Annotated in this window: 12 protein-coding genes; 10 read left to right on the top strand and 2 right to left on the bottom strand. The window is 52.2% G+C overall.

What is annotated here, in order from left to right; translation table 11 throughout:
- The first annotated feature begins 23 nt into the window (after positions 1-23).
- Entirely contained in the window at positions 24-1,055 is a 1,032-nt protein-coding gene (virB11, locus tag EKM04_RS01215) for a P-type DNA transfer ATPase VirB11 (protein ID WP_173994897.1), read from the top strand.
- Between the two features lie 131 nt (positions 1,056-1,186).
- Positions 1,187-1,990: a two-component system response regulator VirG gene (virG, locus tag EKM04_RS01210; RefSeq protein ID WP_012478082.1), complete on the top strand. Its 804-nt coding sequence runs from the start codon at positions 1,187-1,189 to the stop codon at positions 1,988-1,990.
- 110 nt (positions 1,991-2,100) lie between these two features.
- On the opposite strand, the gene EKM04_RS01205 is transcribed toward virG, so the two are convergent.
- Together EKM04_RS01205 and EKM04_RS01200 are read right to left on the bottom strand one after the other, a co-directional pair.
- Complete coding sequence (locus tag EKM04_RS01205; RefSeq protein WP_173994898.1) at positions 2,101-2,709, bottom strand: conjugal transfer protein VirC2; 609 nt, start codon at positions 2,707-2,709, stop codon at positions 2,101-2,103.
- A gap of 2 nt (positions 2,710-2,711) precedes the next feature.
- The gene (locus tag EKM04_RS01200) at positions 2,712-3,407 is read right to left on the bottom strand and encodes a conjugal transfer ATPase VirC1 (RefSeq protein ID WP_012478084.1); all 696 of its coding nucleotides are present in this window, start codon (positions 3,405-3,407) and stop codon (positions 2,712-2,714) included.
- A 268-nt stretch (positions 3,408-3,675) separates the two neighbouring features.
- On the opposite strand from EKM04_RS01200, the gene virD1 reads away from it, so the two are divergent.
- The 8 genes from virD1 (at position 3,676) to EKM04_RS01160 (ending at position 15,306) form a co-directional block, all read left to right on the top strand.
- Positions 3,676-4,119, top strand: a complete 444-nt coding sequence (gene virD1, locus EKM04_RS01195; RefSeq protein WP_173994900.1) for a T-DNA border endonuclease subunit VirD1 — start codon at positions 3,676-3,678, stop codon at positions 4,117-4,119.
- Positions 4,120-4,152: 33 nt separating this feature from the next.
- Entirely contained in the window at positions 4,153-5,427 is a 1,275-nt protein-coding gene (locus EKM04_RS01190; protein WP_173994902.1) for a T-DNA border endonuclease VirD2, read from the top strand.
- A 654-nt stretch (positions 5,428-6,081) separates the two neighbouring features.
- Positions 6,082-8,040, top strand: coding sequence for a type IV secretion system ATPase VirD4 (gene virD4, locus EKM04_RS01185; RefSeq protein WP_035258346.1), 1,959 nt, complete (start codon positions 6,082-6,084; stop codon positions 8,038-8,040).
- Positions 8,041-8,140: 100 nt separating this feature from the next.
- Positions 8,141-10,651, top strand: coding sequence for a virA/G regulated protein (locus EKM04_RS01180; protein ID WP_173994904.1), 2,511 nt, complete (start codon positions 8,141-8,143; stop codon positions 10,649-10,651).
- 449 nt (positions 10,652-11,100) lie between these two features.
- Positions 11,101-11,298 (top strand): type IV secretion system effector chaperone VirE1, encoded by a 198-nt coding sequence (gene virE1 / locus EKM04_RS01175; RefSeq protein ID WP_012478090.1) that lies wholly within the window; start codon positions 11,101-11,103, stop codon positions 11,296-11,298.
- 4 nt (positions 11,299-11,302) lie between these two features.
- On the top strand, positions 11,303-12,952 hold the full coding sequence (locus tag EKM04_RS01170) for a type IV secretion system single-stranded DNA binding effector VirE2 (RefSeq protein WP_012478091.1): 1,650 nt from the start codon (positions 11,303-11,305) through the stop codon (positions 12,950-12,952).
- Positions 12,953-13,018: 66 nt separating this feature from the next.
- Positions 13,019-15,037, top strand: a complete 2,019-nt coding sequence (locus EKM04_RS01165) for a VirE3 (RefSeq protein ID WP_012478092.1) — start codon at positions 13,019-13,021, stop codon at positions 15,035-15,037.
- Positions 14,971-15,306, top strand: a complete 336-nt coding sequence (locus EKM04_RS01160) for a TIM barrel protein (protein WP_234900486.1) — start codon at positions 14,971-14,973, stop codon at positions 15,304-15,306. Before EKM04_RS01165 ends, EKM04_RS01160 begins: the two co-directional genes overlap by 67 nt.
- The last annotated feature ends 14 nt before the right edge of the window (positions 15,307-15,320 follow it).

The raw sequence follows: 15,320 nt of genomic DNA, 5'->3' as shown, positions 1-15,320 counted from the left end.
CTTAGAGATAGGATACATTGTAAATGGAAGTGGATCCGCAACTACGCTTTCTTCTGAAGCCGATTTTGGAATGGCTCGATGACCCGAAGACTGAAGAAATTGCGATCAATCGACCTGGAGAGGCATTTGTGCGCCAAGCCGGCATTTTTACCAAGATGCCTTTGCCCGTCTCTTATGATGATCTTGAAGATATCGCAATTTTAGCGGGCGCGCTGAGAAAGCAGGATGTCGGACCACGTAACCCCCTCTGCGCCACTGAACTTCCTGGTGGTGAACGACTACAAATCTGTCTGCCGCCGACCGTTCCCTCGGGCACCGTCAGCTTGACCATTCGACGGCCAAGCTCGCGTGTTTCTGGTCTTAAAGAAGTCTCCTCCCGTTATGATGCTTCGAGGTGGAACCAGTGGCAGACACGAAGGAAACGCCAAAATCAGGATGATGAAGCTATCCTTCAGCATTTTGACAACGGGGATTTGGAAGCGTTTCTGCACGCATGCGTCGTCAGCCGACTGACGATGTTGCTATGTGGCCCTACCGGAAGCGGCAAGACAACAATGAGCAAGACCTTGATCAGCGCCATCCCCCCCCAGGAAAGGCTAATCACCATAGAAGATACGCTCGAACTCGTCATTCCACACGATAATCATGTTAGACTACTCTACTCCAAGAACGGTGTTGGGCTGGGTGCTGTGAGCGCCGAGCACTTGCTCCAAGCAAGTCTGCGTATGCGGCCGGACCGGATATTGCTTGGCGAGATGCGCGACGATGCAGCATGGGCTTATCTGAGTGAAGTCGTCTCGGGACATCCGGGATCGATTTCAACAATACACGGCGCGAATCCAATCCAAGGATTCAAGAAACTGTTTTCCCTTGTCAAAAGTAGCGCCCAAGGTGCTAGCTTGGAAGATCGCACACTGATTGACATGCTCTCTACGGCGATCGATGTCATCATTCCATTCCGTGCCTATGAGGACGTTTATGAAGTAGGCGAGATCTGGCTCGCGGCGGACGCACGACGCCGGGGCGAGACCATAGGCGATCTCCTTAATCAATAGTAGCTGTAACCTCGAAGCGTTTCACTTGTAACAACGATTGAGAATTTTTGTCATAAAATTGAAATACTTGGTTCGCATTTTCGTCATCCGCGGTCAGCCGCAATTCTGACGAACTGCCCATTTAGCTGGAGATGATTGTACATCCTTCACGAGAAAATTTCTCAAGCGCTGTGAACAAGGGTTCAGATTTTAGATTGAAAGGTGAGCCGTTGAAACACGTTCTTCTTATCGATGACGATGTCGCTATGCGGCATCTTATTATCGAATACCTTACGATCCACGCCTTCAAAGTGACCGCGGTAGCCGACAGCACCCAGTTCACTAGAGTACTCTCTTCCGCGACGGTCGATGTCGTGGTTGTTGATCTAAATTTAGGTCGTGAAGATGGGCTTGAGATCGTTCGAAATCTGGCGGCAAAGTCTGATATTCCAATCATAATTATCAGTGGCGACCGCCTTGAGGAGACGGATAAAGTTGTTGCACTCGAGCTAGGAGCAAGTGATTTTATCGCTAAGCCGTTTAGTACGAGAGAGTTTCTTGCACGCATTCGGGTTGCCTTGCGCGTGCGCCCCAACGTTGTCCGCTCCAAAGACCGACGGTCTTTTTGTTTTACTGACTGGACACTTAATCTCAGGCAACGTCGCTTGATGTCCGAAGCTGGCGGTGAGGTGAAACTTACGGCAGGTGAGTTCAATCTTCTCCTCGCGTTTTTAGAGAAACCCCGCGACGTTCTATCGCGCGAGCAACTTCTCATTGCCAGTCGAGTACGCGACGAGGAGGTTTACGACAGGAGTATAGATGTTCTCATTTTGCGGCTGCGCCGCAAACTTGAGGCGGATCCGTCAAGCCCTCAACTGATAAAAACAGCAAGAGGTGCCGGTTATTTCTTTGACGCGGACGTGCAGGTTTCGCACGGGGGGACGATGGCAGCCTGAGCCAATTGCATTTGGCTCTTAATTATCTGGCTCAAAGGGTGACTGAGGACGCGGCCAGCGGCCTCAAATCTACACTCAATATTTGGTGAGGGGTTCCGATAGGTCCCTCTTCACCAATTGCTCGATGGCTTCTCTCCAGCAAAGAAGGACGCGAGCGCGGCGGTAGCCAGCTTGTGGCCGAAAGCTCGAGCGGTCTCCAACCCCAACGGATCAAAATGACTTCGAGCGACCTCGAGCAACGCAACCGGGAACATGCGTGAGGTCTGAACGAGAACGGATTTTTCTGTAGTTGAAGGGATCGGATAGCTTTTCGGGGCCACGCGAAATGATCCATCTGCCAGCATGCTTTCGAAATCGTCCAACGCGCGCCTTAAAATCATTTGTAGCGACTTCGAGGGACTGTATTGCCGAACGAGGTTGTCATATGTTTTCGACACTTGAGGCGCGGGCGGTCGCGCTGAAAGAAAAACCTGGAGCTTTTTCGGGGACGGAGGTGGACTAAGGGCATCCACAGTTAGCTTAAGTTGTCGATCGGGACTGTAAATGTGATCGGCGACGAGAGGCTCACGTTGCTGGTCTTTCTCGTCGGCTTTTTCAGGCAAGTGCTGGAGGTCCAGCTTCTGGGGAACAAGTGTCGGGTTGGGATGGTGGATCTCGGGTCGATCACCAGCAAGCCGCCGTGCTTCGCCGACCGACAACGCGGGCTTGTGAATTGCCATCTTCAAGCCTCCAAGATTTTGCTGATCAGTTTCGAAATGACCACGACTTCCTCCATCGCAATCCGAAGATTCCTCTCTATGAGGCGCATCGTCGGATCAGTTCCCGTGTTTAGTAATGTAAGATGCAACATGCCGCGTTCTTTCATCGCGGCAAATGCATCTCTTTCATGCATGGGAGACGGTACAACTGGAAGGCTCTCTAGCGTCTCTGACATCCTGCGTTGGGATGTTGTCAATCGGCCGACCGGGACGCGTTGGCGCAAAACAGCTGTAGGAATTGCCAAATTTTCACTCAACAGCAGCTCGATGACGTAGCGGTAGGTAGATAGTGCCTCGTCGATGTCGAGCGGCGTTAGCATGGTTGGGATCAGAAGCAGGTTTGAGCTAGCGATGATTGTGTTGTTGAGCTCGCTCGAGCCGCCACGCGTATCGGCCAACGCATAATCAAATCCTTCGAGCTCGGCATTTTCATAGGCTGCTTCAAGAAGGGGCATTTCGTCGGCGGAATAGACTTCACAGCGAGGATCCCAGGTACTGCTTTGTAAGGCGTTTTCTCTCCATCGCGTCAGAGGCCGGTTTTCGTCGGCATCGAAGAGGGCCACTCGTTTACCGTCATTTGCCAAAGCAGCGCAAAGGCCCATGAGTGCGGTGGTTTTGCCAGCACCCCCTTTGAAAGAACAAAACGTCAAAAGTTGCATATTCTGATCCCGCCTATCCTGTGAAACCGGAGTGCATTTGTATTTTTGTTCGTATAAATGTTTTTGTGGTTATCGATGAGTAAAAGCGTTGTTACACTATTTTTATTTCACATTCGTTATAAGAAAATTGCAAATGTAGCAAGTATATTCAGTATTTACTGTAAATGTACTGTTGATTTCATATTGAGCAGGGCTAGACTTCCATCCGTCTACCCGGGCACATTTCGTGCTGGAGTATCCAGACCTTCCGCTTTCTTTGGAGGAAGCTATGTCAAAACACACCAGAGCCACGTCGAGTGAGACTACCATCAACCAGCATCGATCCCTGAAAGTTGAAGGGTTCAGGGTCGTGAGTGCCCGTCTGCGATCGGCCGAGTATGAAACCTTTTCCTATCAAGCGCGTCTGCTGGGACTTTCGGATAGTATGGCAATTCGCGTTGCGGTGCGCCGCATCGGGGGCTTTCTCGAAATAGATGCAGACACACGAGAAAAGATGGAAGCCATACTTCAGTCCATCGGAATACTCTCAAGCAATGTATCCATGCTTCTATCTGCCTACGCCGAAGACCCTCGATCGGATCTGGAGGCTGTGCGAGATGAACGTATTGCTTTTGGCGAGGCTTTCGCCGCCCTCGATGGACTACTGCGCTCCATTTTGTCCGTATCCCGGCGACGGATCGACGGTCGCTCGTTACTGAAAGGTGCCTTGTAGCACTTGACCACGCACCTGACGGGAGAAAATTGGATGCCCGATCGCGCTCAAGTAATCATTCGCATTGTGCCAGGAGGTGGAACCAAGACCCTTCAGCAGATAATCAATCAGCTGGAGTACCTGTCCCGTAAGGGAAAGCTGGAACTGCAGCGTTCAGCCCGGCATCTCGATATTCCTGTTCCGCCGGATCAAATCCGTGAGCTTGCCCAAAGTTGGGTTACGGAGGCCGGGATTTATGACGAAAGTCAGTCAGACGATGACAGGCAACAAGACTTAACAACACACATTATTGTAAGCTTCCCCGCAGGTACCGACCAAACCGCAGCTCATGAAGCAAGCCGGGAATGGGCAGCCGAGATGTTTGGGTCAGGATACGGGGGTGGCCGCTATAACTATCTGACAGCCTACCACGTCGATCGCGATCATCCACATTTACATATCGTGGTCAATCGTCGGGAACTTCTGGGGAAGGGGTGGCTGAAAATATCCAGGCGCCATCCCCAGCTGAATTATGACGGCTTACGGAAAAAGATGGCAGAGATTTCACTTCGTCACGGCATAGTCCTGGATGCGACTTCGCGAGCAGAAAGGGGAATAGCAGAGCGACCAATCACATATGCTGAATATCGACGCCTTGAGCGGATGCAGGCTCAAAAGATTCAATTCGAAGATACAGATTTTGATGAGACCTCGCCTGAGGAAGATCGTCGGGACCTCAGTCAATCGTTCGATCCATTTCGATCGGACGCATCTGCCGGCGAACCGGACCGTGCAACCCGACATGACAAACAACCGCTTGAACCGCACGCCCGTTTCCAGGAGCCCGCCGGCTCCAGCATCAAAGCCGACGCACGGATCCGCGTACCATTGGAGAGCGAGCGGGGTGCCCAACCATCCGCGTCCAAAATCCCTGTAACTGGGCATTTCGGGATTGAGACTTCGTATGTCGCTGAAGCCAGCGTGCCCAAACAAAGCGGCAATTCCGATACTTCTCGCCCGGTGACTGACGTTGCCATGCACACAGTCGAGCGCCAGCAGCGATCAAAACGACGTCATGACGAGGAGGCAGGTCCGAGCGGAGCAAACCGTAAAAGATTGAAGGCCGCGCAAGTTGATTCCGAGGCAAATGTCGGTGAGCCCGACGGTCGCGATGACAGCAACAAGGCGGCTGATCCGGTGTCTGCTTCCATCCGTACCGAGCAACCGGAAGCTTCTCCAACGCGTCCGCGTGACCGTCACGATGGAGAATTGGGAGAACGCAAACGTGCAAGAGGTAATCGTCGCGACGATGGGCGCGGGGGGACCTAGAGACAGGAAGGACCGAATAATGGCAAATGGTCAGTTCACGATACGCTCTGCTCGCCCGGCCTCCGTCGGACTGACAGGCGAACGGCGTGGAGCCGCATCCGCCTCTAGCTCTGCACTGTCCAATGTTCAAAGAGATGTTAGGGATAGGCTGATTCCAACTAGCTCACCAAGATTACCAAATGCAGCCATATTGCGTGATTCCTCGGGAAGAGCGTCGACTGGTCTGCGGTACATGGCGGCTACTCTTCATTGGTCTGCGATCGCGCCATTATCGCTAATAAACAGCAACGACCTGGCTCCGGCCGCTTATGACTTTGAGACGCGAAATAACGCAAGAAATGTGACTGCCAAAGTCGGCAGGGCAGTCCCTGTTCCCAAGCAAGGCGGGCTCGGCAAAACGCTCGCATCCGTACCCCTTAGTACACGTATATCAAGGGTCAATTCCGACCGAAGACTGCCCGCTGACGCAGAAGACCGCCCTGAAACGCGCGACCCCCAGAAAGGACGTGGCAGTCATGGTGCGACGCCAACCTTACATGAAAAGATTGGAACCGCGTTTGCTCGAAGATTGCGAAAGCATACGTACTATATTGTTTGCAGTTGCTGCCAGACCCGGAGCGCGTTGACGATGGGTGCAAAGATTTCGGTGAAGTCATGAACTCCAGCAAGACTTCGCCCCAGCGTATGACCCTGAGCATCGTATGTTCGCTGGCAGCCGGTTTTTGTGCGGCCAGCTGCTATGTAACGTTCCGCCGGGGCTTCAACGGCGAAGCGATGATGACGTTCGACGTTTTCGCTTTTTGGTATGAGACCCCGCTTTACTTGGGTTATGCCAGCACCGTCTTCTGGCGTGGTTTATCTGTTGTCATCTTTACCTCGCTGATCGTTCTTTCAAGTCAGCTCATCATATCGCTGCGCAATCAGAAGCATCATGGGACAGCTCGTTGGGCAGAAATTGGCGAAATGCGGCATGCTGGTTATCTGCAGCGTTACAGTCGCATCAAGGGGCCGATCTTTGGAAAGACATGTGGTCCCCTTTGGTTCGGCAGTTATTTGACCAATGGCGAACAGCCACACAGTCTTGTCGTCGCGCCAACGCGTGCTGGCAAAGGCGTCGGCATCGTCATTCCAACGCTGTTGACCTTCAAGGGCTCGGTAATCGCCCTTGACGTCAAGGGAGAATTGTTTGAACTGACGTCCAGAGCACGCAAAGCGAGCGGCGACGCAGTTTTCAAGTTCTCCCCCCTAGATCCTGAGCGGAAGACTCATTGTTACAATCCGGTCCTGGATATTGCCGCACTTCCGCCCGAACGCCAGTTCACTGAAACACGCCGTCTAGCTGCGAACCTTATTACGGCTAAGGGAAAGGGAGCAGAAGGCTTTATTGACGGCGCACGTGACCTGTTCGTCGCGGGAATCCTTACCTGCATTGAGCGTGGCACACCAACGATTGGCGCGGTATATGACCTATTTGCGCAGCCTGGCGAAAAGTATAAGCTTTTTGCGCAACTCGCGGAGGAAAGCCTAAACAAAGAGGCTCAGCGTATCTTCGATAATATGGCGGGCAACGACACGAAAATTCTGACATCGTACACCTCTGTGCTGGGCGACGGTGGACTGAACCTGTGGGCTGATCCGCTTATCAAAGCAGCGACAAGCCGGTCAGACTTTTCCGTTTACGATCTCCGGAGGAAGAAGACCTGCATTTATCTTTGTGTCAGTCCCAACGATCTGGAGGTCTTGGCACCACTTATGCGCCTGATGTTTCAGCAGCTCGTGTCAATCTTGCAGAGATCGCTGCCAGGTGAAGACGAGTGCCATGAAGTTTTATTTCTCCTCGACGAATTCAAACACCTGGGCAAGCTTGAGGCCATAGAGACCGCGATCACAACCATCGCCGGTTACAGAGGCCGCTTTATGTTTATTATTCAAAGTCTTTCGGCCTTGTCGGGCACATACGATGACGCAGGAAAACAAAACTTTCTGAGCAATACTGGCGTACAAGTATTTATGGCCACGGCTGATGACGAAACTCCAACCTACATCTCAAAAGCTATCGGCGAATATACGTTTAAAGCGCGTTCGACCTCTTACAGTCAAGCCAGAATGTTCGACCACAACATCCAGATTTCTGATCAAGGTGCAGCCCTTTTGCGCCCCGAACAAGTGCGCCTGCTAGACGATCAGAGTGAAATCGTTCTCATCAAAGGGCGACCTCCACTCAAATTACGAAAGGTGCAGTATTATTCCGATCGTACGCTGAAAGGCCTTTTCGAACGCCAGATGGGCTCTCTGCCTGAGCCCGCACCCTTGATGCTTTCCGACTATAGCAACGATCAAGTTCAATACCACTTGGCTCCGATAGCAAATTTTAATGAGGATGCTGCACCGCAAAACAGAACTGTGGCCGAGGACCATGGAAGTGTTAAAGTCGGTGCTGATATCCCTGAACGCGTGATGGGAATAAATGGTGACGAGGAACAAGCCGATGCGGGCGAGATACCGCCGGAATCGGTTGTGCCTCCAGAATTGACGCTCGCTCTGACCGCTCAACAGCAATTGTTGGACCAGATTATTGCACTTCAGCAAAGATCGAGGTCCGCACCGGCATAGCCTGCGAAATGATCTTAATGGTGCAATTCGTTTCAGGCGGCATGTTGCGGTTCAACAAAGTGTACGCCAGATCCCAATTGGCCCTTTACGAGGTGTCGGTATGACAGGAAAGTCGAAAGTTCACATAAGAGGTTCGGCTGACGCGCTTCCTGACGTTCCTGGCGGAAGTACTACCGCCCCTTTTTTAACCGAACCTTCTCGGGATCAGGTTGATGCCTCGTTTGAGGTCCAAACCGACTACAGCCAGTCTACTTCCGTGTCGTTTACCTATGATGGTGTTGGACTTGGTCCTGCCGAGCGTGCGGCTTACGAGAACTGGTGCGAACCGGGCCGGCCCACTTGGAAAGATCTTATAATCAAGGCACGTGTCGATCCGATTGACGATGTGACCTGGCTCCGAGATTTAGAAGAGGACACCCCCTCAACCTTCAGATACGAAGGGATGCCTCTGGGCATCGGGGAACGACAGGCCTACGAAAATTGGCAAGAGGACGCTCAGCCGACATGGGAAGACCTTGTTGTCAGCGCACGCTTGACGGAACTTGGCCGTCCACACGGGATTACCGGCGAGTATACATCCCTCGCAGGATCGAAGAATACAAGTTCAATTTCATTGAAGCGAAAGCGGAGCAACTTAATTGATGATGAGAATTCATCCGGATCGTTTTCATATGACGGGATGAAGCTCGGGGAAGCCGAGCGTTCTGCATATGGTGACTGGGCCGAGGCGGAGCCACCCACGTGGAAAGATTTGGTATTGAGGGCACGCGTTTCCTCGATCAATGACTCTGCTTGGCTTTTTGATTCACAAACATCTTCATCATCATTTGAATACAACGGTGTTCCCTTGGGCGAGCCGGAACGGCAGGCTCTCAGACAATGGCAAGGAGACGCTCAGCCTACCTGGGAAGATCTCGTTGTTAACGCGCGTATGGCAGAACTTTGCCATGCTGGTTGGATTGAAGGTCAAAAAGGTTGCTTTGAAGAGCGCGGGGAGGCTCTGCCCGCGTCGGAACGCGGTTCGCAACGCCCCATTGGTCAACGGACAGATTCCTCCGATTCTTTTGTGTATGATGGCACAAGGCTCGGAGCACCTGAGCGAACTGCTTATGAACGCTGGAGTAAGAGGGAACGCCCGACTTGGGAAGATCTCATCTTAGATGCACACCAGGCCAGGACTGAAAGTGACGCTGTTACGACCCAAGCGATTGGTCAGTCGTCCTCACCGGTTTTCTTATATGAAGGAAAGTCGCTCGGAGACAGGGAACGAAAGGCTTACGAAAAATGGCGGCAGCCAGCCCAACCGCGATGGCAAAATCTTGTAGTGAACGCTCGTCTGGCAGAAATCGATCCCTCAGCCTGGATTGCCGATGAGCGCGATCCGCTTGATGATAGCGACGCGCTTGGTCGCCCGTCGTACACAAGCTTGACGGATAGATCAGACGTCCCTTTAGACGATCAATCAATCTATCGTCGTTCCGACCTAGTAAGGGAGCAGGTGCCAGAATCGTCTCAAAGGCAATTCGCAGCATGTTCAGAATCTGAAACGAGGCCTGTGCAATGGTTTACTGCTTCTGGGTCAGATGCAAACAATACGGAAAATATCACCGCCAGCGATCCCGTCGATCGCACGGGTGGAGTTAAGCGGCTAGGCTCCAAAAGCGACAGAACCGTTACAGCTTCTATCCATGACGTGAATTCCAGCACAAGGCGACCGTTGCTTAACGAATTTGGATCGGAGGCTCCGCGCCCTTCGCCAGAAAAGACTGTTCGCTTAAGAAGCGACAATATTGGCACCTATGGGAGCCGGAAAAATGAACGAGCGCGGCTCGCGACCGAAACCGGTGCGTATGAGTCGGAGCATATTTTCGGGTTCAAGGCTGTCCACGATACTGCGAGAGCGACGAAAGAGGGCCGGCGTCTCGAAAGGCCCATGCCCGCCTACCTTGAGGATAAGGGGCTTCATCGCCAACATATTGGCACCGGGAGAGGACGGACCAAACTTGTCGGGCGCGGATGGCCGGATGACACAAGCTATCGCTCGGATCAAAGGGCAACTCTGTCGGACCCCGTTGCGCGCTCGGAAGGCGCGACGGCCTCAAATGGGTATCAATTGAACCAATTGGGTTACGCGCACCAACTCGCTAGCGATGGCCTGCAAAGTGAATCGCCCGATGGTGTTGCCTTGCCAATTCAAGTGGCAACAACGAGCTACAACTATACAGTGAGCCGCGATCCTGTCCTTGTTCCGCCGGATAAAAACGAAGCCCCTCAATTGCTGCATCTTGGTCCCCGTGGTCAAACCGAAGCTGTTCTTGCCCGCGAAACAGCATTGACTGGAAAATGGCCGACTCTCGAGCGTGAGCAGCAAGTGTATCGCGAGTTTTTGGCCTTATATGACGTAAAAAAAGATCTTGAGGCCAAATCAGTCGGCGTAAGACGGAAAAAAAAAGAAGTTATTTCTGCGTTAGACCGAACTGCGCGCTTGATAAGCACGTCGCCTTCGAAAGCTCGATCCAAAGCAGAGACTGAAAAAGCCATTGACGAGCTCGATGATCGACGAGTTTATGATCCGCGTGATCGAGCTCAAGACAAAGCGTTTAAACGCTGATAAGTCGCCAATATAGTGATCATTTGCAGTATTCGCATCGATCGCTGGTTGATATTCTGCCGCTGGTCGACCGGCTGCTCGTCGCCAAAAATGCTCACAGGGATACGATGGCCTCGGTCAGGCCGCGTGCGTCCTGTCTTTCCAGTTCCTCCCTTTCAGCTCGATTGTGGCATCATTTATTGCCTGCTCATTGCAGTTGAAACGCGATATCCGTTTCAAGACCCGGGTATGGATGGTACTTTGGAGATATGAGCACTTGCCAGACTTCCCGGTCGGAGACTTAAAAATTCCGATAAGAGGTTACGGACGACGGACCTTATAAGTGGATCGTCTAGTGGTGGCGCCGATCAAAACAGTTCCGCCCCCGGCTTTGCTCAAAGTAGCAAAGCAGCTTTAACTCGGGTTGCGGAGGATTTTCTAGAAAACCGCAATTTTGCAGGAGAGAACATATGGCCATCATCAAGCCGCATGTGAACAAAAATAGGACAACCTCGCCGATAGAGAGACCGGAGTCTCTCATAGAGGAAATGAGCGGCAGTCATCCGCCGAGTGGTTTTACCAACCTGGATCTCGCTATGATCGAGCTGGAGGACTTTGTCCATCGGTGCCCGCTCCCAGAAGACAATCTTGCTGGTCAGAAGGAGTGAGACGATGGATCCGTCTAGCAATGAGAATGTCTATGTGGGTCGCGGTCACAACATCGAAAATGATGATGACACTGACCCCAGGCGTTGGAAGAAGGCGAATATCAGTTCCAACACCATCTCCGATATTCAGATGACGAATGGCGAAGACGTACAATCAGGGAGCCCTACCCGAACGGAAGTTGTAAGCCCACGTCTGGATTATGGATCGGTCGACTCCTCCTCCAGCCTTTATTCTGGCAGCGAGCACGGAAATCAAGCTGAGATTCAAAAAGAGCTGTCCGTCTTGTTCTCGAACATGTCTTTGCCAGGCAACGATCGGCGCCCGGACGAATACATTCTCGTGCATCAAACGGGACAAGATGCTTTTACTGGTATTGCCAAAGGCAACCTCGACCAAATGCCCACCAAGGCGGAATTTAACGCGTGCTGCCGTCTCTACAGGGACGGAGCCGGTAATTACTACCCGCCACCTCTCGCATTCGACAAGATTAGCGTTCCAGAGCAACTGGAGGAAAAATGGGGGATGATGGAGGCGAAGGAACGTAACAAACTGCGGTTTCAGTACAAGTTGGACGTATGGAATCATGCGCACGCTGATATGGGGATCACGGGCACAGAGATCTTTTATCAAACAGATAAGAACATAAAGCTCGACCGGAATTATAAACTAAGACCTGAAGACCGATACGTACAAACAGAAAAATACGGGCGCCGGGAAATTCAAAAGCGATATCAACACGAACTCCAGGCTGGTTCGCTGCTGCCCGATATTATGATCAAAACTCCCCAAAATGACATCCACTTCGTGTACAGGTTTGCCGGCGACAATTACGCCAACAAACAGTTCAGCGAGTTTGAACACACCGTCAAGCGCAGGTATGGCGACGAGACTGAGATCAAATTGAAGTCAAAGTCAGGCATTATGCATGACTCGAAATATCTGGAATCCTGGGAACGGGGCAGTGCGGATATTCGCTTCGCGGAATTCGTTGGGGAAAATAGAGCTCACAATCGGCAGTTTCCAACTGCGACAGTAAATATGGGACAGCAGCCAGACGGGCAGGGCGGTTTGACCCGCGACCGTCATGTGAGCGTTGACTTCCTAATGCAAAGCGCACCCAATTCGCCTTGGGCGCAAGCTTTGAAAAAGGGAGAACTGTGGGATCGCGTTCAGTTGCTTGCTCGCGACGGCAACCGCTATCTGTCGCCGCCCAGATTGGAATATTCTGACCCTGCACATTTCACCGAGTTGATGAACCGGGTTGGTTTACCCGCATCGATGGGTCGGCAAAGCCATGCGGCTAGTATCAAATTCGAAAAGTTTGACGCGCAGGCAGCGGTTATTGTCTTAAATGGCCCAGAGTTACGTGACATTCATGACTTGTCTCCTGAAAAACTGCAAAATTTGTCCACCAAAGATGTCATCGTCGCCGATCGCAATGAGAATGGTCAGAGAACTGGCACGTACACCAGCGTCGCGGAATATGAGCGCTTGCAGTTAAGGCTGCCACCCGATGCAGCGGGGGTGCTTGGTGAAGCAACTGACAAATATTCACGTGATTTCGTTCGGCCAGAGCCGGCGTCGCGTCCAATCAGTGACAGCCGCAGGATATACGAAAGTCGACCGCGTAGCCAAAGCGTCAACAGCTTTTGACGTTCCTGCTGCCGCGTCAACGAGGAAGCTCGTTTGACCCGGGTTTGCCAATGAAAGGGCTCAATCATGGTGAACACTACAAAGAAAAGTTTTGCGAAGTCGCTTACGGCAGATATGCGCCGTTCTGCTCAGCGCGTTGTCGAGCAAATGCGAAAAGCATTGATTACCGAAGAAGAGGCGCTCAAGCGGCAAGCCAGACTGGAGAGTCCCGATAGGAAGCGAAAGTATGCTGCTGATATGGCGATAGTCGACAAACTCGACGTAGGGTTTCGAGGCGAAATAGGCTATAAAATTCTTGGAAATAACCGGCTTCGAGTAGACAACCATAAAGAATTAACGCGTGAGCACGGTAGACTTCGCAAAACCAAAACGGTTCTGAAGCGTAACCCGGTGACGCAGGAAGTCTATTTGGGTTTATATGAAAGGAAGTCCTGGTTAAGTGTCAGCAGCCATTTGTATGCTGCGGACGGCACACTCCGCATGAAGCACGTGAAATACAAAGACGGACGTTTTGAGGAAAAATGGGAGCGCGACGAAAATGGCGACCTGATCCGCACAAGGTACGCCAACCGTGGCAGGCTCTTTCAACCTGTATCCGAGAAAATGGGCGCGCCGTATCGGAGCGGCCCTGACGACCGGCTCTATCGCGATCTAACCCGTCGAAACGGTTTCAGACGGGAGACATTCGAACGGGACGATCACGGAAACCTCGAGCGTATCGGCAGCAACCATGTCGGCTTTTCCAAGATTTCAGTGAAGGCACCCAATCGTCAAACCTCCCAGACGAAGATTCAAAAACTTGGTGGCGCTTTCAACAAATCTTTTAGGTCCCTTCTGGACAAGGAGGGCAATGAAATGGGCCGCGATATTTTGAGCCATCGACGGCTCTATAACAAGCGGTCTGCTGTCTACGATGAAGCTACCGGACAATTGAAGAGTGCCAAGCATACCTTCGGCAAGATCTACAGGAGCGAAACCGAATATCTCAGCGCGGGCCTCAAGAAGGTTTCAAAAAAGATACTCGGGGTGACGGTCTACCGGAAATTTGCGGCGCTCAGCGAGCGAGAATCCGAGGCTGAGAGACTGCGTAGTTTTGAATCCGGTGCGCATCGCCAGATCTGGCAGGAGCGGGCAGCGATTCCCGGTTCGCCCCTCCCGGAGACTGATGACATTCATTTCGCACAGCAGTCGCACCTAGCCAAAGCCAACCCTGATCACGTCGAAGCTGACGTCACGCGTGTGACAGATCAACATGTTGATGTTGCTGGACAAACATCATCGTCTCCCCAACGGAACTTGGAAGGATGGTTAGATTCTCAATCACGATACAAGCCAGCAAACATGCTGTTGTCAAATCCAGACCTTCAAGCGAACGGACCTCGCCCATACGAAGGGTTAGCTCATCTCACCCTCCGGCGCGATAATGAATCTGACGGGCACAAGGAGAATGATCAGCGGCTGCGACATTTCTCCCAGCCAGAGCCGTTGGTGTTACCGCATCCCGGGTCGCCGGAAATAACTAAGGTGTTTGGCTCGCGGGGAGAGCCGGCACACCCGAGTGGAAATCTGCACACGGCGGTTGGAGAAACGGCTTGCGAAGGACCGGTGATGTCTTCATCCTCGGACAATCATCAGCCAGCTCCAGGACAGCAAGAACTTTTAAGTTTCCTTCATAATGCGCCAGCCCCAGTTTCTGTAGCAATACATGATGATCAAGAGCGACTTGCGGGGGAGGCGCCCGGCGGCTCTTTCAGAGGTAGCTCAGGGCGAACGAGTTCAATGTCGGAGAGTATCTTCGACGAAGATGTACAAGGGCATTTGGTACGGGATTATTCGATCAATACTACTAACGGGTTTATTGACCCGCAATCGTTGTTCGGTGAACCGGACTTATCGAGAGGTCCAAAATCGGGGCCAGAAATTCCATCGGAAGATTACCATTTGTCAGCTTCGGAACAGGAAAATTTGCTGAATCAATTGCTTAGTGTGCCACTGCCGGTTCCTTCACCGAAGCCCGAATGCGCGAGGTCTATGATTTTCGAAGGTTCACGTTCAAGAGAGCGTTCCACCTCCAGAGGGTTCTAAGGTGGAACGCGTCTAGGCTTGCCTATCATCACCACCTCATGATGGTCGCGGAGACCTTCGAAGAGATATCCGACATCATTGGAGAAGCTGGGCCGGAAACTGGGCTTCTTCTTGACACCGGACACGCCGCGGCAGCCGGATTCGACTACGCGAAGCTCATCGAGCGGTTCGGCGACCGCATCGTTCATATTCATCTGAAGGACGTTCGCAAGGCAAGCCGCGCCGAGGTCCAGTCAAAGGATCTCCCATCGGTTGACGAAAAGACATGATTTTCGTTAAGCGC

It is taken from the genome of Rhizobium skierniewicense Ch11, assembly GCF_023757665.1.
GTDB classification, from domain to species: Bacteria; Pseudomonadota; Alphaproteobacteria; order Rhizobiales; family Rhizobiaceae; genus Agrobacterium; species Agrobacterium skierniewicense.
The sequence above is the reverse complement of the archived record's forward strand: the minus strand, read 5'-3'. Positions and strand labels throughout refer to the sequence as shown.

What these genes read in the sequence shown, in the direction of transcription:
- virB11 (WP_173994897.1), top strand. Translation starts at nt 24, where the DNA reads ATGGAAGTGGATCCGCAACTACGCTTTCTTCTGAAGCCGATTTTGGAA.
- virG (WP_012478082.1), top strand. Translation starts at nt 1,187, where the DNA reads ATGATTGTACATCCTTCACGAGAAAATTTCTCAAGCGCTGTGAACAAG.
- EKM04_RS01205 (WP_173994898.1), bottom strand. Translation starts at nt 2,709, where the DNA reads ATGGCAATTCACAAGCCCGCGTTGTCGGTCGGCGAAGCACGGCGGCTT.
- EKM04_RS01200 (WP_012478084.1), bottom strand. Translation starts at nt 3,407, where the DNA reads ATGCAACTTTTGACGTTTTGTTCTTTCAAAGGGGGTGCTGGCAAAACC.
- virD1 (WP_173994900.1), top strand. Translation starts at nt 3,676, where the DNA reads ATGTCAAAACACACCAGAGCCACGTCGAGTGAGACTACCATCAACCAG.
- EKM04_RS01190 (WP_173994902.1), top strand. Translation starts at nt 4,153, where the DNA reads ATGCCCGATCGCGCTCAAGTAATCATTCGCATTGTGCCAGGAGGTGGA.
- virD4 (WP_035258346.1), top strand. Translation starts at nt 6,082, where the DNA reads ATGAACTCCAGCAAGACTTCGCCCCAGCGTATGACCCTGAGCATCGTA.
- EKM04_RS01180 (WP_173994904.1), top strand. Translation starts at nt 8,141, where the DNA reads ATGACAGGAAAGTCGAAAGTTCACATAAGAGGTTCGGCTGACGCGCTT.
- virE1 (WP_012478090.1), top strand. Translation starts at nt 11,101, where the DNA reads ATGGCCATCATCAAGCCGCATGTGAACAAAAATAGGACAACCTCGCCG.
- EKM04_RS01170 (WP_012478091.1), top strand. Translation starts at nt 11,303, where the DNA reads ATGGATCCGTCTAGCAATGAGAATGTCTATGTGGGTCGCGGTCACAAC.
- EKM04_RS01165 (WP_012478092.1), top strand. Translation starts at nt 13,019, where the DNA reads ATGGTGAACACTACAAAGAAAAGTTTTGCGAAGTCGCTTACGGCAGAT.
- EKM04_RS01160 (WP_234900486.1), top strand. Translation starts at nt 14,971, where the DNA reads ATGCGCGAGGTCTATGATTTTCGAAGGTTCACGTTCAAGAGAGCGTTC.